Origin of the sequence: Paenibacillus pabuli NBRC 13638 (assembly GCF_001514495.1) — a bacterium.
Taxonomy (GTDB): Bacteria; Bacillota; Bacilli; order Paenibacillales; family Paenibacillaceae; genus Paenibacillus; species Paenibacillus pabuli.
This window is the reverse complement of record NZ_BCNM01000022.1, coordinates 73,880-98,889: the sequence shown is the minus strand read 5'-3', so window position 1 is coordinate 98,889 and position 25,010 is coordinate 73,880. Positions and strand designations below refer to the sequence as shown.

Below are 25,010 nucleotides of genomic sequence, written 5' to 3'. Positions count from 1 at the left end.
TGTCATAATTTCAGATGTTATGGTTACCTACAAACTTCAGCCGAATGGAGGCAGCCGACATGGACCATGATCAACTGGATGTGAAGCTTCGGACACTCACAGACAGGGAGTTGCATTATCAGGCTCATCCATCCTCCCGCTCTGCCACCTATGATTCAATGAAAAAAATCGTTCATGATGGACAGGAAGTCTATGTTTTTGCGGACATGATTGCGGAAAAAGACAACATCACGATTTCCAAGCACACACGGTTTGCCGAGGTGCCGCTTCACATTCACACCTTCATTGAGCTCAGCTTCGTGTATTCGGGTCAGTGCGCTCAGATCATTAATGGTAAAAAGGTCACGCTAAAGCAAGGACAGTTCTGTATTGTAGATACAGGTGTGCCTCACGCCATTCTGCCCACATCGGAAGATGATGTGATCATCAACATGCTGATTCGTAAGAAATACTTCTCCTCTTCATTTCTGAGCAAGTTGGCGAACAACGGCATTTTGTCTCACTTTCTAGCGAATGCGATTTCGGATCGGCAGAATCACAACCGCTACGTTATTTTTCACTCGGAGAATAACCGCAACATTCCCATTCTGATGAGACAGTTGCTCTGTGAATATTATGACCAATCACTCGGCTCGTCCGAAATGATGGATTCCTACATGCTGCTGATCTTCCACGAGCTGCTGCGTGTGTTTCAGTATGATACGAATCGCCCCCGCACACTGGCGCAGAACAAGGTGACAATCATCGAAATTCTGAAATACATCGAGAATCATTACATGGACTGCTCACTTACAAGCACGGCAAGCCATTTCAATTTCAATCCAAATTATTTATCCACTTTCATTAAAAAAGCGACGGGACATACATTCAAAGATTTGGTTCAAAGCGAAAAACTAAACTATTGCTCGTTTCTACTCGTGAATACCGATCGTACGATCTATGACATAGCCAGCAGTACGGGACATAGCAATCTCAGTTATTTTTATAAAAAATTTCAGGATCACTTCGGCATCACACCCCAGCAATATAGGGAGCAAAACGCTACCAAAACACAAGAATGACGGCGAATACAGCGGCGCAACTCTGTAACCATTTTGCTCGACGATAGAGTATTGCGCGGCCATAACTAATCTTCATTTCCTTATTTTGGCGCAACTTTCGCCTTTGCCTTTCGTCTAATTACTGACTAACAACAAAGGAGATGACTATGCGAATTACCTGCAGTCCTGCTTATGCTGGAAAAATGATTGGGTCGATTGACCTTCAGCCATCCAAGTTTATTACGGGCACTTCCAAGAATACCGAAATTACCGATCATGTTGAGCCTAAGCTTATTGCCATTCCCTATGTGGAAGATTCTGAATTCGGTTCTTACTTTGATGCGATGAAGATGATGAAGGGAACGTATAAGGAAGAGTTTCACGAAAGCTATGATGTGGAATTTACGATTGATGTGGATAAAAAAGGGTATATCACCCAGTTCGAGCATACCTTTGCACTGGAGCGTTATCTTGATCTTGTGCGGACGCAGTCCTATAAAGTGATTAAGACGATTTGGAAGGGCCGTTCCTTTCATGTCATGACCTACAGTTATATGGAGGAAGTGTGTAACCCGAATAATGTAATCTTTAAATGTAACCATGCAGAGGATGTTTTCGTCGTGGCTGAACTTGTCCCCTATTCTGTCGATGGTGTTGTCAAACAACCCCAAAATCGTTACCTGCACCTTCGTGCATTAATCTCGGCGAGAGATGATCTCTATCCAATTGACTATATGTGTGAGCCTGATTTTGATCTAAGCATCGAACCCTAATTCCAACATCATTTGAATACAGCCAAGAGCACAAAGCGTTCCTGACTTACTTCGGATCACCTGTGTTCTTTTGGAATATAGGTTCTGTTTACCGAAAAAAAATCTCAGGGGTGGTTACATTGGATTTTCGAGAAGAAACACCAGAAGAAAAAAGAGAGCGTTTGAGACAAGAAGAATTAAAGGGAAACCACATGAGTACGTTTGGTGATGGCATAAATCGTGCCCAATTTGGAAGTTTCGCAGATTTAGTTGGCGGTTTGGGATGGAAAGGGACCGGAATTCTTATTGTAATAGTGGTTATAGGGTATGTAATTTATAAATTGCAGTGAAAATGTGCTGGTGCTTAATCTGCTGAAATATGCCCAAGTATAGCAACGGCTTCCGATGTGATTCTTCCATGTGGACACTGGACACCTACCCCAGTTACGGATTTTACGCCCCTGAGCAGAAGATAGAATGACATTCCATCCTTCTATCCAAGGGCATGGTTGAAACTGATTTATTTGACCTCGGCATTCAGCCGTTCAATAAGTTCAAGCAGCTCCATTGGTTCACTGACCGTATGAGTCGGACGCTCCATTTCATCCACCGGCTCATGGGGATAACGCGGCGTCCAGCTCTGAAAGATGCTGGTGATGCCAAGTGCGTTGGCTCCCTTCATATCACGGCTCAGGTTATTGCCAATCATCACTGTCCTGGAGAAATCAACTTCAGACAAATCAAGCGCACCAATTGCGGCCTTGAACATCCGCGGGCTTGGCTTGCTGGCTTTAATGTTCTCCGAAATAATCATTGTGCTGAAATAATCGTGAAGCCCATGCTGCTTAAATACGTTCTTAAAGGATTGTGCATCCCCGTCAGCAACCAGGGCTAGCGTATACCCCTTTTCATGAAGCGTTCGGATTGTGATATCCGCACCCGGAATCAGATCCGCACTCAGAACGATTCCTTCTTCGTCCCGAATCTCGGTCGATTCATCAACGATAGTATCGCCGCTGTCAAAAAAGATAATTAACTTTTTGTTGTCCATATTCGTCATGACCGTCCTCTTCATTCAATTGTCGAAACCGCTTACAGTTTTCCGTTTGACCATGTAATCAAACATGAAAGCCCAATGTAAGGTATAGCGCTTAATCCAATGTTACAATGGAGCCGAATGAAAAATCAATCATTATTTATGAAGTTTATGCAAGTGCCTGAATTAAGCTAAATCATCTCGACTGGATAAGTAATCAGGATCCATTCCGGCCATGCGTCCGTTGCTCTGCCGGCTCTATTCAATTGGTGATCACCTTAATTGTTGTAGTCACACTGTGCATCATCTTAGCTCGTCGTTTCATGACACTCACTCCCTTCGAGAAACAAGTGATTTCCATAACACTCCAACACGTGAGTATAGGCAACGAATATCAGTATTGGGTAACGACCACTCGTTCTACGGTCTCGGTGTTCTCCTTATACCAAACCATAACGACATTTCCCTCTTTCAGATCAGACACCTGAATAGATGAATTAGCGTTTTGGTTGTTACCAGGGGCATCCATGCCCATACCTTCAGTGATCTTCACATCCTCGCTGATGTTCAATTCCATTTCGATGCCCGTATCTTTCATATCCATGCTTCCGCCTCTGGATGCGCCTGATTGTCTTCCATTTCCGTTCGTGGAGCCTGTGGATGAGCTGTCCTGCACCTCAAGTAACATGATCGTGACTGTACTCCCTGTAGCAGAAATGACTCTGCCTGTAATATCGGCATTCATCATGCCACGTATATCGTTCTGGCCGCCTGTTCTGCCATTCATCCCTTGGCCTCCGCCCCTCTGTGTGCCTCCGTTCATGCCCGGACCACCACCATTCATGCCTTGTGCAGAACCGGTATTCGTAATGTTCTGGGCAGTAATGGCGTCGCAGGCTGCGAGCAAGACTGAGCAGGTCAACAACATGAGCATAGCCGATGTGAGGTAACTATTTTTTCGCATACGGATCACCTTTTTCCCAGGGAAGAACGTTCCCAGCCGAGTTTTCTATGAAACATGAAGTTATACGCATCTTTGAATCCCATGTACGACAATACAACCAGCAGCGGATATACGGGGTAGATATACCTCGATTTAATCTCCCACAGTATATAGAACCCGATAAATCCGAGAATGATTAGAATCAAAGGAACCTCGTCATACCGCTTTCCACAAATTCCACCGATTAATCGAATGAAAATAAAACAGTACATCAGGAAATTCATCACATAAACGACCCAGAGCAACCCTATCCGGTAGACGGAATATCCCTGGAATAAGTCTGTTACCGCATTGGTATAACTGTAGGAGCCTGCGATTCCGCCTGCCCGTCCTCTTCCCATACCTGAGGAGCTGTTTTCATTGCCGATGCCATATCGATCCATTTGGTAGGTACCCTCGGTCCAGGTCCAAATCATTTTTTTGTAATACATCTGAGCCAAGTCACTTAAGCTGGCTTCCGACAGCTTGCGTTCAATCTCCTGTTTGTACAGTGCTGTACTTTTAGCTTTATTATAATTGGCCTGTCTCTGATAAATCTGGTAGCTCTCCATATTGTCCCAGAACCCGAAACGTTCCAGATTAATACCCATGTTCAGCCACATATAGACCGGTGCCGAATTTTCCCCAACAGGCTCACTTACAGCACCTGAAGATTTTAATGCCGCATTCTGAGTCCACCCTGGGACGTTAAACAAAATAGCCAGCACGAAGATGGAGGCAATCCCTTTCTTGAATCCAATACTTCGCATATTTAGCAGGATGGTTAACATAGCAGCAATCAGCACGATCACGCCGATGCTTCGGAAGTCGTTGCCAATCGCGAGCAAAATGGCGGCAATGACGATCGTCTGCCAAGACTTTTCCCGTACAAACCGAATCAAAAAATATAAACAAGTTGTTAGAAATGCTGTAGCAATTACATCGTTATAGATCAGGTTGTTCAGAAACAGGGATGGCAGGTACGTGGCTGCAAAGATCAGAACCCCGTAATCACGTTCCGCGGACTTGGTATTTAACTGTTTATAAATGAGATAAATCATTAACGTCGTTACCGTTGAAAACAAACTATTAAACAACTTGATTACCAGATAATTATCCGGGAACAGGTACAGCAATGTTTTGAGATACAAGACGGTGGAATAGTTAAACGGGAACATGTGCAGATATCCGCCCGTTTCAAATGATGAATAGTCCTGATTGTAGAGCATGTTCATCGCGAGTGAAAGCACGGTCTGTGAATCATCCGTGGGCACTCGTGGAAATACGAAGATAATTAGGATTTGAATTCCGAGAGAACATAGCAGCACCACCGGAATGACAACCTTCGGACTGTATTTGTTCAGCTTCAGGCAAAGTCGGTACAATCCAACACCCGATACCAGAAGCAAAGCAATCACCGGGATAAATATACTCCACTGCTGCGTGCCCAGAATCGGATTATCCCCGTACAGGGTGTAGTTGTACTGGGCCCTGACGAACAGGGACGAAACGATAAACACGCCGACAAAAACAAGCATAATGAGATAAAGCGACTTATGAATCACCTTAGACATGCCAAAACTCCTTTTCCAGTACAGGATTCGGGAATAGTATAATGCCTCTACCTGAAAAAAGGCTGAATTCAGTTTCGTGCTTAAGAATGCTTATTGGGGGATGATTTCAAACACAAAAAAGCCGTCCCTTGGATAAGGTAACGGTCCCATGTCTATTTTTTTAACTCAAAGTTATTTGGCTGGGTTCTGTTATAAAGACAACAAGGAATATGAGAATACCTCATCGAATAAGAAGAATATGTTGATCAAATCGTGCCTGGTTACTGTCACCGACACGAACACAAAGCTTCGGCTTTCTGCTTCTTCTTATTAAGCTAACGGGCAGGTGTGGGATTAGCAATCCATAAGAAACAACCCAGGCTAAATTATGCTTGAACAAAGGAGAACTGAAAAATGAGAAAACTCGTTCTATTTCTGCACACATCGCTTGACGGTTTTGTAGAAGGGCCGAATGGTGCAATGGACATTGGCTGGGTTTCCTACGATGCTGATTTGGAGAAGCACGCGAAAGAAATTCTGAGTACTGCCGATACTGTTATTTGGGGACGTGGGACTTATCAGATGATGCACAGTTACTGGCCATCTGTGCCTTCGGACCCATCAGCTTCGGAACATGAACGGAATCATGCCGAGTGGATCGAAAAGACAGCCAAAATCGTTTTTTCCACGACGTTGGAGACCGTCGAATGGAATAATTCCAGACTCGTGAAAGAAGATATCGAGGAAGAGATCAATAATCTCAAACGGCAGCCTGGCAAGGATATGGTCATCCTCGGCAGTCCTAGGTTCGCACACCATCTTATGCAGCTTGATTTAATTGATGAGTATAAAATTACGGTTTCTCCTGTGCTGATCGGTAAGGGATTGCCGTTATTCCAAGGCATCAAGGAGAAGATCAATCTTAAGCTAATCGAAAACAAGACCTTTGATTCTGGAGCCATAGGTCTCGTTTACCAGACGGTAAGATGACCTTGTCACTTAAGTGATTACGCTAACGGGAGACGACAGCGCAATTAACCGCCTTTTCACAAAGGCGGTCACACGCAGCCTGATTATACCTAACGATCTGAAGAATCTGATCATTATTTTCATACCATTCGCCAAGCTTTACCTGAACATCTGAATCAGACCATTTTTTTATATGAAGATACTCAACTTTCTATGCAAACACTTCTGGAAAGAGAGATTTATTTACAAGGGTTTCGGGATGCCCTGTGACAGTGTTTGAAGCAATCATGCTGATGCTTACCTTTGGTACACTCATCGTTGCCATTCTGTCCGATAAACGCAAATAGACCGCCCCCGTAGCAAAGGATTGCGGTCTATTTCATCGTGCCGTTATGTTACCGAAGCCCGCCGCCCTTAAAAGCGGCTATTGCTCAGAGGAGTCGTGTTACCAGCACGGCTCTCTGAGCATTTTACGTCTAATCTGCTCTCATTATACCATACTCAAAATCTTTGAAGTCACATATAAACCGTGTTAATCCTCATACAATTCCTTATATTCATGCCAATATAGAACCTCAATGCAATTGGACCAGTTCAGAATCGAACCGACAAAGTCCTGGATGTCCAATCCCGGCATTTCATACGTCTCTTCTGTGTTTACCGTACCCGTTGCATCCTCGATCAGAGTGACTTTGAATCCTTCATGTTCCGCAGTAATTGCCGTAAACAGGCAACAATATTCTGTGTTAAATCCAACAATAAACACATGTTCCACCTGCTGTTCATGAAGCCATTTCTTCAACTCCGGGTTGCTAAAGGCGTTAGGTTTACTTTTTTCCAAAACCGCATGCCGCCCAGTGTCAACGACAATTTCCAGATCCGCAGTATTCTTGTAAAAAAGTGAAGACCCCTCATGATCATAGTCTACATGTTTCAAGTAAATGACCGGTTCATTCCGCTGTTCAAAATCAGTGATAATCGCTTCAATTTTGCCTACCTGTGCTTTGAAATCCCTCAATGACGTAATCCCGTATTGCACATCCAACACAATCAGGGCTTTATTCATACGCTCTCCCCTTGCTATAGTAGATCAATAGGCGTTTTCCCCGATCCACTACTTCTTTCGCTTCTTTTCCCGAGCCTTTTCCACATTTGCCTGCACCCGAAATTCCACGATCCGGCGGATTAATTCTTCTGGCAATGGTTGATCCAAAGGAAATTGTACCGATCCTTTGGCCCCTTTATATCGTGAGAGTTCTTCCTTAAATGCCTCGATTCCACTGGCACCCGGGTAAAATCCGATATGCTTGGAGTACGCAGCAAAATGGACCAAGTTCCCGTGCTCTGCATACGTTGGCATCTTGTAACTGATCTTCTCCACGGCATTGGGAGCGGAATCGCGAATCATCTGTCTTAATGCTTGTAATTTGATCTGTACATCCGAAGGGAATTGCGAGATATAATCATCTACCAGCACATCAAAAGAGGTACTCTCTGACATCTTGAACTCCTTCCACCACGTCCATTCGTGGTATGGGCATTTTTCACAACGTCATGGCTCGGCCATTTCGCATCAGATAATCCTCCTTGGCTTTGTAGTCAGGCATAATACTGCCCACACGGCGCCAGAACGAACGATCATGATTCATATGATGGATGTGGCATAACTCATGAATGATCACGTAATCAATGACTTCCAGCGGCGCCATCGCCAAGCGGTAGTTAAACGTCAGTTTTTTATCCCAACTGCAGCTGCCCCACTTGGTCGCCGATTCCACGATATCCACCGACTTCGGCTTCACCTTCAACGCCTGCTGGTAACGACCGATTCGTTCACCGATCATTCTTTTACACTCGGCAAAATAAAACTTCTTCAGATTCGCACGCAAATCCTCTTCCGAACGTCCCTCTACTTCAATTAACTCATGGAGTGCATGTTCTTTGCCAAAGAGAAGAAACTTCCCTCTGCCTTCTTCTTCGTATTCTTTCGCTTGAGGACCGTCCAATGCCTGCTGCATCAGAGCTGATTTCTTCAAAATCACTTCTCCGTGCTGCTCCACAAGCTGCTGGATCATCTCTTCACTGGTTCCATTAGGAGCCTTGATTGTGACCATATAGGGTAAATCCATCGTAATGGAAACTTTCTTCCGTTTCCCGTATTCGATATGACAGTTAATCATGTGATTGTTTATTTCAATAGTTAGCATAATGCGCTCCGCTTCTTCCAATATTTCAACTTCACCATGTTCTTTCACTCATGAAGATTGTATACCATCCAGTGTATCTATGCATAATATTCCGCGATAATTGATATTAAATATTGAATTTTTATTCATTAATATGTATTATTATTGAATTACAAAATCGGAGGAATGATATGAACCCTACAACGAATCCAGACCACAAAATGATTGAAGAGCTATCGCTCAATCATTGGCAGCCCTTATCCACCTTGCTATATGACGGATGGGTGCTGCGTTTTGCAAAAGGATATACGAAACGTGCCAACTCCATTCAACCCATTCACTACTCTACCCAAGATGTGCATGAAAAGATTGAAGAATGTGAGCGAATCTACGCTTCTCATCAGTTAAGTACCATATTCAAGATTACGCCGTTTGTCCAGCCGAATCACTTAGACCAGCTTTTGCAGGAAAGAGGATATACGATTGTGGATCGGACCCATATCCAGACCCGAAGTCTGGAAAATCTAAAGGAGCCTGATCACCCTGATGTAAAAATTAACGAACAGTTAACGGAAGAGTGGCTGGATCACTTTTGCAGATTGAATCAGGTGAATGATCTGCATCGGGGAACGATGGAACAAATGTTGACCAACATCTGTACACGTGTAGGTTTCATATCCTTGTTAATCGACGGGCAGGTCGTCGCTTGTGGGTTCGGTGTGGTGGAACGTGGCTATATGGGATTGTATGACATCATTACGGACGCTAACTTTCGGAATCGGGGATTAGCCGAGCAGATGATCCTGCATCTGTTACATTGGGGAAAAGAGAATGGCGCTGCGTTCAGTTACTTGGCCGTTGTGGCCAATAATGCGCCTGCATTAAAACTGTATGCCAAGCTTGGATTCTCGAAAATCTATACCTACTGCTATAGAGTCAAGGAAGCCAAAGTCTGATCTAGATCAGACTTTGGCTTCGCGTAATTTTAAACAACAAACAAAGAGCTGGTTCTCAGCTCTGATTGCGTTCCAATTGCTTTTCGATCCCCAGCCTGTCGATCTGAATCCAATATTCTGCAATTCTTCCATTCTCCACTCGATATACTGCACTCGCAATCTCAATTACTGGCAGGTTGGTCGGCGCATATCCATCCACCTCTCCGACATGAGTACCCACTTGTCTCCAGCGTACATATACTTTATCTCCCTGTGCAAGCAGCTCCTGAATCTGGAGCGAAAAATCTCCATAGGCCTCGATCATTTCCCTCACATGATCTGCATAATCGGAAGGTGTTCTTGTGACTGTCACTTCCTCTTCCGAGATCACTTGGTGAGCTAATACCTGCTCAGCCATCAGTGTATTGGCATAATCAAGATTGCGACCCGAGCGCACTTCTTCAAAAAAAGTCCTGACAATCTGTTCTGGCGTCATTCGATCCACTCCATTTTTCGCTTTATCATGCATTGTATCAGAAGTCTCGACAATACTCACTCTCTCGCAAAGATCAATTTAACTGGCTCTTATACAGGATTCTTACTCTATTGTATATAGTCATAATATACCATTACATATCTTGACAATAAGTCTATATGACCATAGACTAGCAAAAGACATTAGGGAATTAATAGGAGGTTTTGCTGATAAGAGGTTCGAAAATGGGTTTTAACCAGAGATGATAATCTCCGGTGTTTGGAATTTTTCAGGAATTAGCCTTTGCAACAACTTAGAAAAACGAGAAAGCGGTGTACCATGAAACGTTTATTTTTGATTATGTTTGCGCTCACTCTGTTATTGGCTGGTTGCCAGAGCAATGACAAGGAGAGTAGTCCGTCCGAGAATAACCCCACAGAAACATTAGAAGGCTCTAGCGTATTAAGTTTGAAGCAGAAGTACGGCTCCGATTCGGATAAAGCAATCATGCCGATGTATAACGTAGCTCAGGATGAAGAATTTACGTTTAAGTTTAAAGCTGATTTAAGTAAATCTAACTGGTCGCTGAGTGATATGATTTCAGTACATACCGATATAAAAGCACTTAAAGCAAGTGAAGTAGCATTGTTGTCCAATATTCATGACAATAGTATTTCTATTAAACCTCTTGGTTGGGGAGTTTTAAGCTCAGATTCAATGAGAACCAAGGGTCAAAGCTCTTGGGGTGGGGCCCCCATTTATTACATTCGTCTGAATTATGATCCAGATTCAGCGAAACTGACATTGCTCGACCATCCAATCATCATTCCGTTCACAGTGAAATCAGAGTTACCTGTACCCAACTTAAGATACGAAATTGACAAAGATAGACGGTTCAAGTTGGTCTGGGACAAGGTTGAGGGTGCAACTGAATATAAAATTTATAAACGTTCTGACCTAACCGACTTTGATACAAACAAGCCTTTAACTGGCGAAGAGGATGCTTTCAGCAATAGTATACCTTTAGATATTGCGGTAACGACTGAGACTTCCTTTAATGATTTTATGAAGGACGGAAGAGGCGGGCTTGGGACTTATAATGAAATGATAACTACTCATCAGAACCATGGTATACGAGGAGAATATTACGTCACTGCAATGGGTGGAGGCAAAGAGTCCAATTTTAGCAAAGGGGTCCCTACTGCTCCACTTGCTTCCCAATTACCGACAGCGTTGAAAGAACAACTGTACATGGAGAAACTAAAGAATATAGATCTACTTCCTCAGAAAACAACAGTTGAGTACAATGACGGATCTCTAGCCCGTGAAACCATTGTCTATGATACCGCCAACGTAGAAATCTCAGAATTTAACGAAACGAATATTCCTTTTCACATTAAAGGAACAGCTCTGAAAAGTTACGTACGGGTAGAAAATATCACCCAAGAAGACCTGGACAAATTGAATAATCAAACGGTCGCTGAGTCCAGTAACGGACTCGTGGAACCAAAAAATGACACACCATACGTCCCTGCACCTAATGTGCCAACCATTATCAACAATCATGATGCGACTGAGCCGGCAACGGAAACAGAAGCAGAACCGACGGTGGAAGAAGCTCCTTCTACGGAGTCCACAACCGATACTGGAGCGTCAGAAGATAAAACAGATCCGGTATCCACCGAGGCTGCCGATGAAACTTCCGATAAAGCTTCTGATGAAATTACGAGTGAATCTCCTGATCCAGCTTCCGAAATTGAAGAGGATAATCTGGTAGATGAGCAAAAATCCAATACACAGCAAAATGTTGAACAAGGCAATCAGGAGACGGTTCCTGAGCCGGCTACAGGCGATGCAATGATCAATGCAGATTCTGCATTGGAAGAAGTTTTAGCCAAAAACATGATCGCTGCCCAAGACAAGATCTCATTAAAAGCTTTTCCAGAAGCCCAAAATTTCACAACGCTCTCGGATGTTGTCCTGAAAGTGATGTACCAGAATCCATTGATTCTTGGTGTAGAAGGTTTTGAATACAATTACGGTACACTTACCCTTTCGATCCATTACAATGAGTCGGCAGATGTCATCCAGAAGAAACAGGACGAGATTATTGCCAAAGCAAACGAAGTGGTTGCTTCCATCATCAAGCATGACATGAAGGATGATGAGAAACGGAAAGCCATCTACGATTATCTGAACGATAACGCGAAGTATGATGATGCTGCATTGGAAAATGCGGAACAGAACAACTTTAAAAATGTGGATGCACAGTTCAACGATTCGTTTACAACTTACGGTATCCTTGTCAAAGGCGTTGGCGTATGTGCCAGCTATGCTTCCGTCTACAAACTGCTCTCCGATCTGTCTGGACTGGAAAGCATTGTCGTAACTGGAGCATCCAGCGGTGTTCCTCATGCGTGGAACAAGGTCAAAATCGGGAATGAATGGTTCCATGTGGATGCCACCAACAACCTGACCAATTCCGGTATTCCTTACTTCCTGTACAATGCAAATGATGAGACGGCTGAAAGTCAGAAAACGATTGCGGATAAGGATTACTGGCTTGATTCCGAACTCGCTCTGTTTAATGGCGAAAGTGATGCGAACGATTATTATGTACAGAACGATCTCGAAGTCGCTTCGATTAGTGAATACAAAACGAAGACTGAGAGTGAACTGAAAAATGGGGAGAAACGGGTCATTCTCCGTTTTGCCTCGCCCGTTGATTCAGATGAACTGATGACCGCTGCAGGCGAAGCTCTTGCTGCCGTAGATGAAGCCCTTCTGGGTACGGCGCAGTTGGCTACACTCGGCAGTTACGCCATTCTGGACTCTAACCCGGAACAGAAGTAATTCAATAATTATGAAAAATTCCATATCAACAAAGAACTCCATTCCCCTACATTCGGGAATGGAGTTCTTTGCTTCACTTGCCGATGATCACTGACCTATGACTCATAGACCTTTTATATCCAATATTACGGACTAACTGTACCGCCGTTGGCGTTCAATGTCTCACCGCTCACATAGCTCGATTCCTGACTTGCCAGGAAGACAAACGCAGGCGCCATCTCGGCAGGCTGCCCTGCCCGACCAAGCGGAGTATTGGAGCCGAAACTTGCAAGTTTCTCTACGGGTTGTCCACCAACGACCTGCAGCGGTGTCCATACCGGACCTGGTGCGACGACATTTACACGGATGCCTTTGCTGCCGACTTGCTGGGCCAGCGCTTTGCTGAAGGTATTGATTGCTGCCTTTGTTGTTGCATAATCCAGCAGGATTGGAGATGGCTTATATGCCTGAATAGAAGACGTGTTAATAATGGAACTGCCTGGTTTCATGTGTTTCACCGCTGCTTTGCAGAGCCAGAACATCGAATAGACATTGGTTTTGAACGTCGCATCAAATTGTTCTGTGGTCAGATCAGCGATCTGCTCAACAAACTGTTGTTTACCTGCCACGTTAGCAAGAATATCGATCCCGCCCAGCTCTTTTACAGCAGACTCAATGAGTTCTTCGCAGTATTTCTCATCCTTCAGGTCACCTGGAATCGCAACAGCTTTGCGGCCTGCTTCCTCGATCAGCTTGACCACTTCCTTCGCATCTGCTTCTTCCTCAGGAAGGTAAGCCAGAACGACATCCGCGCCTTCACGAGCAAAAGCGATGGCTGCTGCCCGACCAATACCGCTATCGGCTCCGGTCACAACGGCTTTACGTCCGGTCAGACGCCCGCTGCCTTTATAGCTTTTCTCACCTGCATCAGGTACAGGGTTCATTTCCCGCTGAAGCCCCGGCTCCTCCTGCTGTTGTTTCCAATCTGATGTAGCCTTCGGGTATTGTGTCGTCGGATCTTGAATGGTGTGTTGGTCTTGATTAGCCATGTTCAATTCCTCCTCGGATTTATTTTATTTTGTAAGTTGTTTTCATAAAAGTTGCACTCTTTCCTTTGTAACCGAGATGGGTGGAATTTAAACTGAATCGGAACATTTCCATGGCAAACCTTCCGACTTTGAATCTCCAGTGACTGGAGGTTGTATAATAGAGCCTGACCTGTTGACTTGGAAACTCCAGCCTTAGCAATTAAAACAATCAGTGGAACCAGTGTAAGCAGATACGCCGGAATCATGGGCCAACGCAATCCCTCAATCATCCCATGGACCAACAAAAATACAACCGATATGCCCCATCCTCCCCACACCATTTTCCGAGGTTTGTTTCGGCCCCCAATCAGCCACACCAGCATCACTACATTGAATATAAGATAAATCCAAAACAAAAAATGCACTCCCTTCATGACACTGGATCTCCCGAAGGTTCTCCAATGTATTCAAGGAATGCACGTATGATATTACGATAATAAGTTGACTAGGGAAATTATACACCTTGCCACTACGAGTGCAGTACCATCTTCCGATCGCTCTTATCCCCAGATTTTTTGATTCACCTTTTTAAAAAGGGAAAATCCGGGGATAAAGGCGCACGCTTCGCTTCTTCAGATTGGTTCTGCCCTCTCCGTTCCGGTGTAAAATTCAGGTACAACTTCTAAACACGTTCATCTCAACGATTTTATAATATGAGGCTAGTGATCTTCGCCTTCATCTACCCGCTGTCTTTTTCCTATGCCAAATACGAAATATCCGATCACAACGATCGCCATAAATGTAGCCCCGACAATCAGGGGTAGCCGGGTATCCGGGTTAAACGCCATACCGATAATAACGAGCGTCAAATAGACGATGATGATATAGTTGCTGATCGGGAACCATTTGGATTTAAAATTGTGGTCTCCCATCTCATTGCCCCAACGCTTTCTGAACCTGAACTGGCTGAAGGCCAGAGCAAACCACGGAACCATCCCCGGAAGAACACTTGCACTGTAGATGTACAGGAACAGCTTGGAATCCGGCATCAGGTAGTTGAGTATCACACCCACCAGCAGCAAGGAAATCGTAATGACAATACTGTTGCGGGGAACCCCGCCTTTGGATAACTTTTTGAAAAAGGCCGGTGCCTGTCCATTCTCCGCAAGGGTGTAAAGCATACGTCCTGCACTATAGATCCCACTGTTACATCCCGACATCGCAGCGGTAAGCACGACAAAGTTGATAATCCCCGCAGCAGCCACAATGCCGACTTTGGCAAACGTCACTACAAACGGACTTCCCGTCTCTCCCACTTCATTCCAAGGGTACAATGTCACGATGACAAAGATCGCGCCGACGTAAAAAATGAGAATACGCCACACAATATTTTTGATCGCTTTACGCAGCGTATGCTTCGGATTCTCCGCTTCGCCTGCTGTAATACCGACCATTTCAACGCCCTGATACGCAGCCGTAACAATACACAGCGCGAAGAGGAAGCCTTTGATCCCTCCAGGGAAAAAACCGCCATGGCTCACCAGATTTGATAGCCCGATTGGCTGTCCTCCGTTCCCCCAGCCGAAGAAGATAAGTCCGGTTCCGATCACAATCATGAAGACAATTGCCGTTACCTTGATCAGTGCAAACCAGAATTCGAATTCGCCATAGTACTTTACCGCTGCCAGATTCGCTGCCGCAATAATAAGCACACCAGCCAAGGCAGGCAGCCATTGTGGAATATCCGGGAACCAATAGCCTACATAAATCCCGATCGCCGTAACTTCCGCCATCCCAACCGTGACCCAGAGGAACCAGTAACTCCAGGCAGTCAGGAACCCGGCAAGCGGACTGATATATTTGTGAGCAAATGTGGCAAACGAACCGGTGACCGGTTCCTGAATCAACATTTCTCCCATAATACGCATGACAAAAAAGATAATGATCCCGGCCAGCAAATAGGCCAGCAGTACGGAAGGACCTGCCCATTTGATCGTACTTGCCGATCCCATGAACAATCCAACGCCGATCGTACCCCCGAGTGCAATCAGCTCTACATGACGGGGCTTCAGCCCTCTTGATAGTTGCTTCGATTCCAAACGATTCTCCCCTTTTCTTGTGTACAGCTTCGTGTTGTAAGATTACATTTTCATTTTCACATTAACGCAATACAGGATTGCTTCACCAAATTGTACGAGATGTGCCGCAGAAATACAACAAGGAATGTAAGGAAGCGGATTCAGCACACAGTAACAGGATAACCCCTTAATGAATACGGCAGACCGTGGAAGGTGGATTTATTGAAAAAGCAGAAATGAGTTGGAAAAGACGAGATTTTACCTCAAACGGCACTGGATATCTATGGTATAATGGTGTTGATTTAATGAAACCAAGTTTCATCAGATGAAATTAAAACAAGGGAGAGGAGTCGTTTATATGCCTATTGATTTTCATGATGAACAGAATCGTTCCACTTATACTACAAGGTCTGCGAACGAATCCTGGATCTCCATGATCCAAGAAAATGTGGACGTATCCGGGAAATATGTCGCTGACATTGGCTGTGGCGGTGGTATATATACTCAAGCTCTGGCCCATATGGGAGCTGTACAGGTTACCGGTGTTGATTTTTCCCAGGAGATGTTAAAGGGAGCCACTACAAACTGCAAATCGATTCAGCACATTACTTTTTCACTAGGCAATGCCTACGATACCCACCTCCCTGATCATAAATTCGACCTTGTGTTAGAGCGGGCGTTGATTCATCACCTTAACGATTTAGACGCTTGTTTTCGGGAAGCCCATCGAATTTTAAAACCAGGTGGAACTCTCATCATTCAGGATCGTACTCCTCAGGACTGCATACACCCTGGAAACGAACATCATTTAAGAGGTTTTTTCTTCGAAAAATTCCCTCAGTTGATCGAGTTGGAAGTGAATCGCAGATATGATGCCAATCAGGTCCAGCAGGCGATGGAAGCAAACGGGTTCAGGCTCGACCAGACCATTTCCCTATGGGAAACTCGCCGTGTGTACGAAGATATGGAGTCTTTGAAGGAAGATATATTGTTGCGCACCGGCCGCTCACTCCTTCATGAACTGTCCGATGAGGAGATGCAAGAATTAGTGGAATACGTGGAACGTAAGCTGGAGCCCGTTCATCACCCGATTGTCGAAAAGGACCTGTGGACTGTATGGTTTGGAGTTAAACGCTAGAACAAGAACTCATCTAAAAGGCAGATGAACCTTCACCGTCGTACCCTCACCCTCCTGGCTTTTCATTTCGACGGTTCCGTGATGGAGCATCACGATTTTCTTGACGATCGCAAGGCCTAAACCGTTGCCGCTGATGCTGCGGTTTCGCGACAGGTCTGTTTTATAAAACCGATCAAATACATACTCCAGCTGCTCTGGCGCTATTCCAATACCCGTATCTGTTATCGTGAAGAGAACTCCATTCGCTACCTGACTGGTCTGTATGTGAATATGCCCGCCCGCTGGCGTAAACTTGATACTGTTTCCCAGCAGATTCATCCAAACCTGATTAAGCTGATCCCGATCCGCTGTAACTTGAATCGGTTCTGCCAATTCGAGATGAACCTGAATATTTTGGGTGGACCACTGCGGCTCGCAGGTAACGATAATTTGCCGGATTTGCTCATCCAGATTATAGGTAGTGGCCTCGAACGGATGATGATCAGAGTCCAGAGATGCAAGCTCCAGCAGATTATCGCTAAGTCTGGATAGCCGTCCACTCTCCGTAATAATGATATCAAGGTAATAATGACGATCAGCCTCCGCAACCAGACTGCTATTTTTCATCGCCACGGCAAAACCGGAAATAGAGGTCAACGGGGTTTGAATCTCATGGGATACATAGGAAACAAAATCCTGTCTCATCTGTTCCAACTGTTTAAGCTCACTCGCCATCACATTAAAACTGTGCGTTAAAGCTCCCATTTCGTCCACACGTTTCGTTTGGATGTCCACGTCAAAATCACCCTTCGCCAGCCGCTTCGTTGCACGCGTTAATACCTGAATGGGTTTCACCAAGTACCTCGCAGCAATAAGAATACAGAAGCTTCCGATAAACAGTGCGAGTAATAATATCAGGAAGACCATCCGATTAATGATATTTTCGTTCTGTGGGGAAAATTGCATAAACACGGCTCGTGGCTCCCCTTGAAATGGGAAAGGAAGACCGATAAAGGTCTGATCCCCCTCAGCCGGAGAACGATAGACCTGATCCTGTAACACCATTTGAACCACCTCTGGTGCAATGTGAACGGTATCCGTATTGTCCAGATCATAGTATGTTACGTTGCCGGAAACATCATATAGATGAATGGGATAGGTGGATATCTTCACCATACTTTTAATGAAAGCCTCCCGGTCCTCCGGGTGTGTTTGTTCATAGAGACGTATCATTTCCTCACCTGCTGCAATCATGTCATTCTGACCGAGATGGTTTACTTCTTTTTTGAACAGAAAGAGCCCTATGAGGAAAGACGACAGCAGACTGAAGATAATGACAACCAGAAATGTTAAAATGATGCGAACGTATAAGGTTTTGATCATGTGATCATTAACCGGTAGCCCAGACTGCGGGCCGTTTCAATCTGAAAATGGTGTGCATCGTCAGCAAATTTTTCCCTCAATCGCTTAATATGAACATCAACCGTCCGATCATCCCCTTCATAGTCACTCCCCCAGATCTTCGTAATTAACTGTTCCCGGGTAAATATCTGTCCAGGCTGGTTCGCCAGCATGAACAGCAATTCGAACTCCTTTAGAGGCAGATTGAGCGTCTCTTCACCTCGAATCACTTGAAAGCTGCGGCGATTCAGCGTGATGCCCCCCAATTGAATCGTTTGGGAAGAGACAATCCGATACCGTTTCAGCAATGCTTTCACTCTCATCACAAGCTCCAGCGGATCGAAGGGCTTCGTTACATAGTCGTCTGTTCCAAGCTGGAATCCCTTCACTTTCTGAGCTGATTCCCCTTTCACCGTGACCATCAAGAGCGGCATATTCAGGTCCAGGCGCCGGATCTCCCGGCATAGTTCCCAACCATCCAATCGCGGCATCATAATATCGAGGATCACCAGATCGATTTGGGATTTCCCCACAATCTCCAATGCTTCCTCACCGTCTTTAGCCACCACAATCTCAAATCCCTCATTCCGCAAAAACAAGGTAATCAGCTCACGAATATGCACATCGTCGTCCACGACAAGGATTTGGGTCATATGAAATGCATGCCTCCAATATCTTTCTTCTCCTCATCCACCTGGGTGGAGGGTCAACCAAAATGCCAGCCTAACAAATTCCAATGATAGAAAAATAAACATAAGGTTACTGCTGCTAGAGTTACAAATGTATAATACACACGCCTAGGTAACGTCCAATATTTGTTCTTCCATGCCAGAATGGTCATCATGAATATGGAAGCAGTCAAACCTACAAGAATCAGAGGCATGAACAGATAAAGACGTAGAGATAGTGGAATGTAACTGAGTCGATCGATCAAATCCATGTTCATTACCAGAATTGTAGCTTCCAAGGTCACCAGTGACCACACAGACATAACTACCGACAGCCAGACTGCCCATTTCTGCGCCCTTGGCTTCGCTTTGATTTCGTGTCTGCGATACATAGCTCCCATTAATACGGTAATGAACAGAACGGCCGAGATACCGAGCAACGTAAGCCAAAACTTCGATTGATTGATTAGCGGGGTTGGCTCCAGTGGCATGGGGTTGAGCATATCCAGAAACAGATACGTGACCTTGCCTCTGTATCCGTACGGAATCCCATCTGATGCGTCCCGCCGACTTCCTGGAATAGATTCACCCCAATCGGAGTGTATACTTGCTGATCTGCACCACTTCCAAGCGACAGCCGGTTATCCGAAACCTCAATAGTGATCTGAGTCAGAAAACTGAAAAACTTATCGATCTTCGTGTGATTACGACGTGTAAATTGATAGGAGCCTGCATATTTCTCCAGGGGTTCCCCCAGTTCAATAGAGGTTGCAGCAGGCTGCTTAGCCGCATGGGCAGGATAGTATCGGTCAAAAAAAGCTTGCGCCAATCCTCCTGCTGCCGTTCCACCATCTCCTCCACTATAGGAAACAAATATGCCGACTTGTTGGTCCGGTACAAGATAGAGCGCTGTATTAAACAACTCGTCGGCACCTCCATGAGAGATGACACGCAGTCCATTCATATTCAACTCATAAAAACCCAAGTCCATAGCGGGTAAACGTTCGTCGAACTGGAATGCCGGGGAATGCATGAGCCTGGCGGTTTCCGACTTGAGCATTTGCTTATCCTCATATCGCCCGTCCTGTAGATGGGCAATCATGAAATGAGCCATATCGTTCGCCGAGACGCTGCCTGATCCCGCAGGCCGGAAGCCTCCCTCAAACGTTGGTCGCTTAGTTACAAACTCGCCATTGGCTCGGGCGTATCCAAGGACGGCATAAGGCTCCAAAGAGGCTGGAACAGGCTCTTCTACCGTAGCATAATTCATGCCCAGCGGATCAAATATATTTTTCTGTATATAGTCATTGTAGGCAATACCGCTGACTTCTTCGACGATAAGTCCCGCGAGTGAGGCGCCATAATTGGAATACGACAGCATCTCGCCTGGTGGCTTAACCCGTGCAGGCATATGTTTCTCCATCGTTTCAGCAATAGAGACGGGAAGTTTCCCCGGATCGGTAGTGATCTGATAACCTACACCGCCTTCCTCGAAGCCTGCGGTATGGGTCATGAGATGGCGCAACGTAATCGGCTGCTTATAGGTTTTCGGTATTTTCACCGTTTTTAGATAGGTGTTCACATCTGTATCAAGATCAAGCTTGCCTGCCTCAACCAATTGCATCACTGCGGTCCATGTGAACAGCTTCGTTGTCGAAGCGATTCGAAATAAGCTGGTTTTAGGATCAACGGCTTTATTTTCTTCAATGTTCGAACGTCCGTACCCTTTGGAGAGCAGAATCTTACCATCCTTCACAATCGAAACGACTGCGCCCGGAATTTGTAAAGAACCCATCTGCACATCCATAATCCCATCAATGAACGCCGTTAACTGATCGGAATCATCCAGATTCGCTGCGGCTCCTTGGTCCAATTGACCCGAATTTAATCCCGGATTGGATACTGCTGCCGATACGGGAACCACAGTCCCTAACCCCGTTGTCCCTAATGTAACGCCTAACAACACCAGTAACATCATTTTCCCAAAAATCTTCCTTATCGACGATGACATGACCAACCTCCACCACTCCGCATATTTTTTAATACCTGTTCCTTACGCTTTCTTTCGAGAGCATATCAAGAACGTATGAACGGAGCGTGAATACTTTTCCCATTTTCATCCAACAAAAACCAACTCATATATAGTAAACTGGAGAAAAGGTCCAATCATTCGGGAGGTCTGCTTATGCAAGAGCAACATGCTGCACGAGTCGAATTATTCGTTTCCAACACTCAGATCATCAAGAAATCATTCAAGTGGCAAAATGCGATGATGCACCGTCTGGCGGCCCTTTTATATGCAACGGAAAATAAACAAGCCGATGGCGATGCCATTCGTCAAAGTCATGAATTGATTAAACAAAACACCAATCTCTTCTCGGCCTTCAGAGGAAATTCGGCAATCAGCGTCGCTACCTTACTCTCGCTTACAACAGATCAGGAAAAGAAACTGAAAGACACTCTTCTTATCTACGAGCTAATGAAACAGAACAAATTCCGCACATCCGATTATCTGGTTATTGCCGCCTATCAGATTGCAGCTCACGCGACGCCTGACCAATTCGAGCATAAGGTCGAACGAGCCAAAGCATTTTATGATCACATGAAAGCACAGCATCGCTTTCTTACCGGACAGGACGACTATATTTTTGCTTCCATGCTGGCCCTTTCCGATCTGGACGTGGAATCCGGTGGGAGCCGTATGGAGCAGCTCTATACTGAATTAAAACCTGAGTTCTCGCCGGGCAATAGCGTGCAAGCATTGACACAGGTGCTGGTCCTAGGAGATGAAAATCCGGAGGCGGGCGCTCATGTGCTAGCGCTAAATGAGGCATTCCGCAGACGGGGAATACGATTAGACAAAATGTACACCCTGCCATCTCTGGGGATCCTATCCCTACTGCCCGCTGACAGAGATACGCTAGTAGACCAAGTTGAGGAAACATACGAATGGTTGCGCACACAGAAGGGCTTTGGTGCCTGGTCAATCAACAAACAGGAATTGCTGCTGCTCTCGTCCTCGCTGGTGGCGGTACAATATGTGGAGGAGCTTCGAAACGGAGTTCTGACCACGACAGTCTCTACTAGCATCACCAACATTATTATCGCTCAACAGGCTGCCATGGCCGCTGCTGCAACTTCGGCCGCCGTCGTCGCTTCGACTTCATCGAATTAAGGTCATGAAATGCATCTTGCAAAATAAAACAGGCCCTCTGGAACCATCCAGAAGGCCTTCTTCATTGAATCCATAATTGCTGTAAGTCATCACTTACTGAACAATTCCTGTCTCACGAAACTCCTAATAACTGTACCAACTTTTTAGTATAGGAGGACTAATTATGAATAAAAAGAAATGGTTCCTAACACTTATTTTTTTGTTCGCATTAATTTACATTTCGTTTGGTGTTTGGATAGCGAAGGATACTAAAATTATCTTGGAAAAGTCCTTGGAATCAGACAGTAACTATGGAGAATACATGAGTCAATCTGTCTTTGATAAAACAAATTTAATAGCACGAGGCGATACTTCAGACAATTTTTCATATGAACCCGAAAATCATAAAATAGGTGCCGCGTTCCCATTACATTTCTTTTTTATAGCTAAGGTATTCGTAACTCACGAATATAATCAGCCTAACTTTGGATTTCGTGAGCCGCTAACAATTAATTTAAAAATCAAGAACGGGCACTGGTATGCTACAAGTGTCAATATTAAACCATAACAGATCACTGAATGAATTGAAATGCACCAGGAGACCTCCCTTCTTCAACTAATTCGGCAATAGTACCAAGTTCTTTTACTAGACGACTACTTAAACAACTTTGTTCTTACACTACAAAGCATAAAAAACCGTTGATCTTTCTTTGAGATCAACGGTTTTAAAACAAGTGTCTTTTCTTTTCGACAACTTATCCTTTGGTTTATGCTTTACATAAAGCAAGGCTTAATAACGTTCCAAAAATAGAAATTCCTGCAATCAGGATTTGTTATCAGTGTCTCTTACAAAATTATGAATGGATAGTTTTTGATTATTTCTGTTGAAAACTGTTTGCTTTGACTCCCTTTCACTGCTCCAACAGGCTCTTACGCTCAGGATTGGACCTGAACTCGACAAAGCAGCACACTCACGAAAGGCAAAATGCTTGCATCCCCTACATTTCTGAACATCCAGATGCATTAATGCATCATTGATCGCTTCACCTGTATGCTCGAACATATGCTCTGGACTGATCCGTCCAATCAATCCCGTTCTTTTCATCATCTCAAGGGGTTGAGCCTGAATGCCTGATAGCAGAACTCTTCCGCCAGATCTCTCCATATGTTTGACAACTCTGGCCAGATTGGATTCCCCCGTCGTATCCATAAAGGGCACCTTGCTCATGCGCAACAACAAAGTACCCGGTCGTCGATGAATCGATTCCATGACCGACTTCTCAAAACTATCCGCTGCGCCGAAAAAAAGTGGCCCTTCAATTGTATAAAGGCTGATCTGCGGACAGTCATGTCCCTCCTGAACCATGTGGGCCATGACTTTCTCATGTTTATGATCGGGATCGGGCAATACTTTGGCAACCTTCAACATCTCACTCATCCGCTTTACGAATAAAAGAACAGCCAGAATCAACCCAACCTCTACCGCCGTTGTTAAACTTGTAAATACAGTGAGCAAGAAGGTAATGAGTAGCACAAGCGAATCGCTCGTTTTGGTTTTCATTACATGCATGAACGATTTCCGTTCACTCATATTCCAGGCAACCATCATCAGGACTGGAGCCATACTGGCAAGTGGAATGTGAGATGCATACGGTGCGAACAGAACGAGTACCAGTAGAACGACTACGCCATGAATAACCCCCGAAAATGGGGATACCGCGCCGGATTTGATATTCGTTGCTGTACGTGCAATCGCTCCTGTTGCGGGAATACCACCGAATAGCGGGGTCACCAGGTTGGCGATCCCCTGCCCAATCAGCTCTCGATTGCTATTATGCCGGCTTCCGGTCATGCCATCGGCAACAACAGCAGACAGCAGCGATTCGATTCCACCCAACATGGCGATGACAAAGGCGGGTTGCAGCAAGTTTACAATTCGCTCCCAAGTGATCTCCGGCACATGAAACTGCGGCAAGGAGTTAGGTATGGCGCCAAAGGACGATCCGATCGTAGCCACCTGTCCTTCAAAAAAGAACGCTGCGACTACCGTCGAAAGAACCAGCCCGACCAGTGAGGCAGGCACCTTCGGCGCAAACCTCGGCACAAGCAAAATAACAGCCAGACAACTGCCTGCTGTCAGCAAACTGTATATATTAACGGTTGAGATATGCATCCCGATTTCTTTCATATTGGACCAAAAATCCTCGTGTTTTTTAATCCCGCTTAATCCCAGGAAATTAGCAATCTGCCCACTGAAAATAATAACAGCAATACCCGCCGTAAAACCGATGGTCACAGGTCGTGGTATGAATTTGATCAATGCGCCAAGTTTAAACAGCCCCATCAATACAAGAATCAATCCGGCCATGATCCCGGCAATCAATAGATTTTCGTATCCATATTGCATCACAATTGCGAAGAGGATTGGAATGAATGCACCCGTTGGTCCGCCAATCTGGAACTTGGACCCACCCAGCAAAGAAATGAGAATACCTGCAATCACCGTTGTATACAAGCCATACTCTGGTTTGACCCCGGAAGCGATGGCAAACGCCATACCCAGTGGAATCGCAATAATTCCTACAATCAGCCCTGATAACAGATCCTTGCGAAAAGCGGCAGCATTGTAACCTGCATATCTCCCCATCCATTTCATCTACACTAACCTTCTTTTCTTCATATATTTGAATATTTGAATATAATATGAAGACTACTCCCTAGTAGATCCCCTGTCAATCTTACTCCTCACATGTCATGCAGGCCCACAACACAAAAAACAAGAAGTTACCTGAATTTACTTCCGG

The 25,010-nt window shown here is 45.0% G+C and carries 24 protein-coding genes; 10 read left to right on the top strand and 14 right to left on the bottom strand.

Going from position 1 to position 25,010, the window contains the following annotated elements; translation table 11 throughout:
• Positions 1-59: 59 nt before the first annotated feature.
• The 3 genes from PPA03S_RS25540 (at position 60) to PPA03S_RS25530 (ending at position 2,142) form a co-directional block, all read left to right on the top strand.
• Positions 60-1,061 (top strand): AraC family transcriptional regulator, encoded by a 1,002-nt coding sequence (locus PPA03S_RS25540; RefSeq protein WP_062327206.1) that lies wholly within the window; start codon positions 60-62, stop codon positions 1,059-1,061.
• A gap of 146 nt (positions 1,062-1,207) precedes the next feature.
• Complete coding sequence (locus PPA03S_RS25535; protein WP_062327203.1) at positions 1,208-1,813, top strand: hypothetical protein; 606 nt, start codon at positions 1,208-1,210, stop codon at positions 1,811-1,813.
• A 119-nt stretch (positions 1,814-1,932) separates the two neighbouring features.
• Positions 1,933-2,142 (top strand): DUF6366 family protein, encoded by a 210-nt coding sequence (locus tag PPA03S_RS25530; protein WP_062327201.1) that lies wholly within the window; start codon positions 1,933-1,935, stop codon positions 2,140-2,142.
• Positions 2,143-2,312: 170 nt separating this feature from the next.
• Here the strand turns inward: PPA03S_RS25530 and PPA03S_RS25525 are convergent, their stop codons facing one another.
• From PPA03S_RS25525 to PPA03S_RS25515, 3 genes are all read right to left on the bottom strand, one after another.
• Positions 2,313-2,867 (bottom strand): HAD family hydrolase, encoded by a 555-nt coding sequence (locus PPA03S_RS25525; RefSeq protein ID WP_245683730.1) that lies wholly within the window; start codon positions 2,865-2,867, stop codon positions 2,313-2,315.
• A gap of 355 nt (positions 2,868-3,222) precedes the next feature.
• Entirely contained in the window at positions 3,223-3,792 is a 570-nt protein-coding gene (locus PPA03S_RS25520; RefSeq protein ID WP_062327198.1) for a hypothetical protein, read from the bottom strand.
• 5 nt (positions 3,793-3,797) lie between these two features.
• On the bottom strand, positions 3,798-5,384 hold the full coding sequence (locus PPA03S_RS25515; protein ID WP_062327195.1) for a glycosyltransferase family 39 protein: 1,587 nt from the start codon (positions 5,382-5,384) through the stop codon (positions 3,798-3,800).
• A 393-nt stretch (positions 5,385-5,777) separates the two neighbouring features.
• On the opposite strand from PPA03S_RS25515, the gene PPA03S_RS25510 reads away from it, so the two are divergent.
• Complete coding sequence (locus PPA03S_RS25510) at positions 5,778-6,353, top strand: dihydrofolate reductase family protein (protein WP_062327192.1); 576 nt, start codon at positions 5,778-5,780, stop codon at positions 6,351-6,353.
• 245 nt (positions 6,354-6,598) lie between these two features.
• On the top strand, positions 6,599-6,679 hold the full coding sequence (locus tag PPA03S_RS34435) for a putative holin-like toxin (protein WP_350338901.1): 81 nt from the start codon (positions 6,599-6,601) through the stop codon (positions 6,677-6,679).
• A gap of 185 nt (positions 6,680-6,864) precedes the next feature.
• Here the strand turns inward: PPA03S_RS34435 and PPA03S_RS25505 are convergent, their stop codons facing one another.
• From PPA03S_RS25505 to PPA03S_RS25495, 3 genes are read right to left on the bottom strand one after another with little or no spacing between them, the layout of a single operon-like run.
• Entirely contained in the window at positions 6,865-7,398 is a 534-nt protein-coding gene (locus PPA03S_RS25505; RefSeq protein ID WP_062327189.1) for an isochorismatase family protein, read from the bottom strand.
• Between the two features lie 48 nt (positions 7,399-7,446).
• Positions 7,447-7,833, bottom strand: coding sequence for an iron chaperone (locus PPA03S_RS25500; protein ID WP_062327186.1), 387 nt, complete (start codon positions 7,831-7,833; stop codon positions 7,447-7,449).
• Positions 7,834-7,876: 43 nt separating this feature from the next.
• Positions 7,877-8,512, bottom strand: coding sequence for a M48 family metallopeptidase (locus PPA03S_RS25495; RefSeq protein WP_062327281.1), 636 nt, complete (start codon positions 8,510-8,512; stop codon positions 7,877-7,879).
• A 197-nt stretch (positions 8,513-8,709) separates the two neighbouring features.
• On the opposite strand from PPA03S_RS25495, the gene PPA03S_RS25490 reads away from it, so the two are divergent.
• Complete coding sequence (locus PPA03S_RS25490; protein WP_062327183.1) at positions 8,710-9,474, top strand: GNAT family N-acetyltransferase; 765 nt, start codon at positions 8,710-8,712, stop codon at positions 9,472-9,474.
• 55 nt (positions 9,475-9,529) lie between these two features.
• Here the strand turns inward: PPA03S_RS25490 and PPA03S_RS25485 are convergent, their stop codons facing one another.
• Complete coding sequence (locus PPA03S_RS25485) at positions 9,530-9,949, bottom strand: ester cyclase (RefSeq protein WP_062327181.1); 420 nt, start codon at positions 9,947-9,949, stop codon at positions 9,530-9,532.
• Between the two features lie 318 nt (positions 9,950-10,267).
• Here PPA03S_RS25485 and PPA03S_RS25480 point away from each other — a divergent pair, with 318 nt between their 5' ends.
• Positions 10,268-12,781 carry a transglutaminase domain-containing protein gene (locus tag PPA03S_RS25480; protein WP_062327178.1) on the top strand — a complete coding sequence of 838 codons (2,514 nt, stop codon included), beginning with the start codon at positions 10,268-10,270 and terminating at the stop codon, positions 12,779-12,781.
• Between the two features lie 125 nt (positions 12,782-12,906).
• Here PPA03S_RS25480 and PPA03S_RS25475 read toward each other — a convergent pair whose 3' ends face one another.
• Positions 12,907-13,809, bottom strand: coding sequence for an SDR family oxidoreductase (locus PPA03S_RS25475; protein WP_062327176.1), 903 nt, complete (start codon positions 13,807-13,809; stop codon positions 12,907-12,909).
• A gap of 698 nt (positions 13,810-14,507) precedes the next feature.
• Entirely contained in the window at positions 14,508-15,887 is a 1,380-nt protein-coding gene (locus PPA03S_RS25465; RefSeq protein ID WP_062327168.1) for an amino acid permease, read from the bottom strand.
• 337 nt (positions 15,888-16,224) lie between these two features.
• On the opposite strand from PPA03S_RS25465, the gene PPA03S_RS25460 reads away from it, so the two are divergent.
• Positions 16,225-17,004 carry a class I SAM-dependent methyltransferase gene (locus PPA03S_RS25460; protein ID WP_062327166.1) on the top strand — a complete coding sequence of 260 codons (780 nt, stop codon included), beginning with the start codon at positions 16,225-16,227 and terminating at the stop codon, positions 17,002-17,004.
• Between the two features lie 9 nt (positions 17,005-17,013).
• Here PPA03S_RS25460 and PPA03S_RS25455 read toward each other — a convergent pair whose 3' ends face one another.
• The 4 genes from PPA03S_RS25455 to PPA03S_RS25440 are packed head-to-tail and all read right to left on the bottom strand — an operon-like array spanning position 17,014 to position 21,063.
• Positions 17,014-18,366, bottom strand: coding sequence for a HAMP domain-containing sensor histidine kinase (locus PPA03S_RS25455; protein WP_062327164.1), 1,353 nt, complete (start codon positions 18,364-18,366; stop codon positions 17,014-17,016).
• Positions 18,363-19,037 (bottom strand): response regulator transcription factor, encoded by a 675-nt coding sequence (locus PPA03S_RS25450; RefSeq protein ID WP_062327162.1) that lies wholly within the window; start codon positions 19,035-19,037, stop codon positions 18,363-18,365. Before PPA03S_RS25450 ends, PPA03S_RS25455 begins: the two co-directional genes overlap by 4 nt.
• Positions 19,038-19,090: 53 nt before the next feature.
• The gene (locus PPA03S_RS34065; RefSeq protein WP_062327160.1) at positions 19,091-19,543 is read right to left on the bottom strand and encodes a hypothetical protein; all 453 of its coding nucleotides are present in this window, start codon (positions 19,541-19,543) and stop codon (positions 19,091-19,093) included.
• Positions 19,519-21,063 (bottom strand): serine hydrolase domain-containing protein, encoded by a 1,545-nt coding sequence (locus PPA03S_RS25440; protein WP_062327157.1) that lies wholly within the window; start codon positions 21,061-21,063, stop codon positions 19,519-19,521. The genes PPA03S_RS34065 and PPA03S_RS25440 overlap by 25 nt, the downstream gene beginning before the upstream one ends.
• Positions 21,064-21,237: 174 nt before the next feature.
• On the opposite strand from PPA03S_RS25440, the gene PPA03S_RS25435 reads away from it, so the two are divergent.
• Both PPA03S_RS25435 and PPA03S_RS25430 read left to right on the top strand, forming a co-directional pair.
• Entirely contained in the window at positions 21,238-22,227 is a 990-nt protein-coding gene (locus tag PPA03S_RS25435; RefSeq protein ID WP_062327155.1) for a DUF4003 family protein, read from the top strand.
• Positions 22,228-22,390: 163 nt separating this feature from the next.
• Positions 22,391-22,774, top strand: a complete 384-nt coding sequence (locus PPA03S_RS25430; protein WP_062327153.1) for a hypothetical protein — start codon at positions 22,391-22,393, stop codon at positions 22,772-22,774.
• 255 nt (positions 22,775-23,029) lie between these two features.
• Here the strand turns inward: PPA03S_RS25430 and PPA03S_RS25425 are convergent, their stop codons facing one another.
• A complete protein-coding gene (locus PPA03S_RS25425) occupies positions 23,030-24,862 on the bottom strand; it encodes a SulP family inorganic anion transporter (protein ID WP_245683729.1) in 1,833 nt (610 codons plus the stop codon).
• Positions 24,863-25,010: the final 148 nt, after the last annotated feature.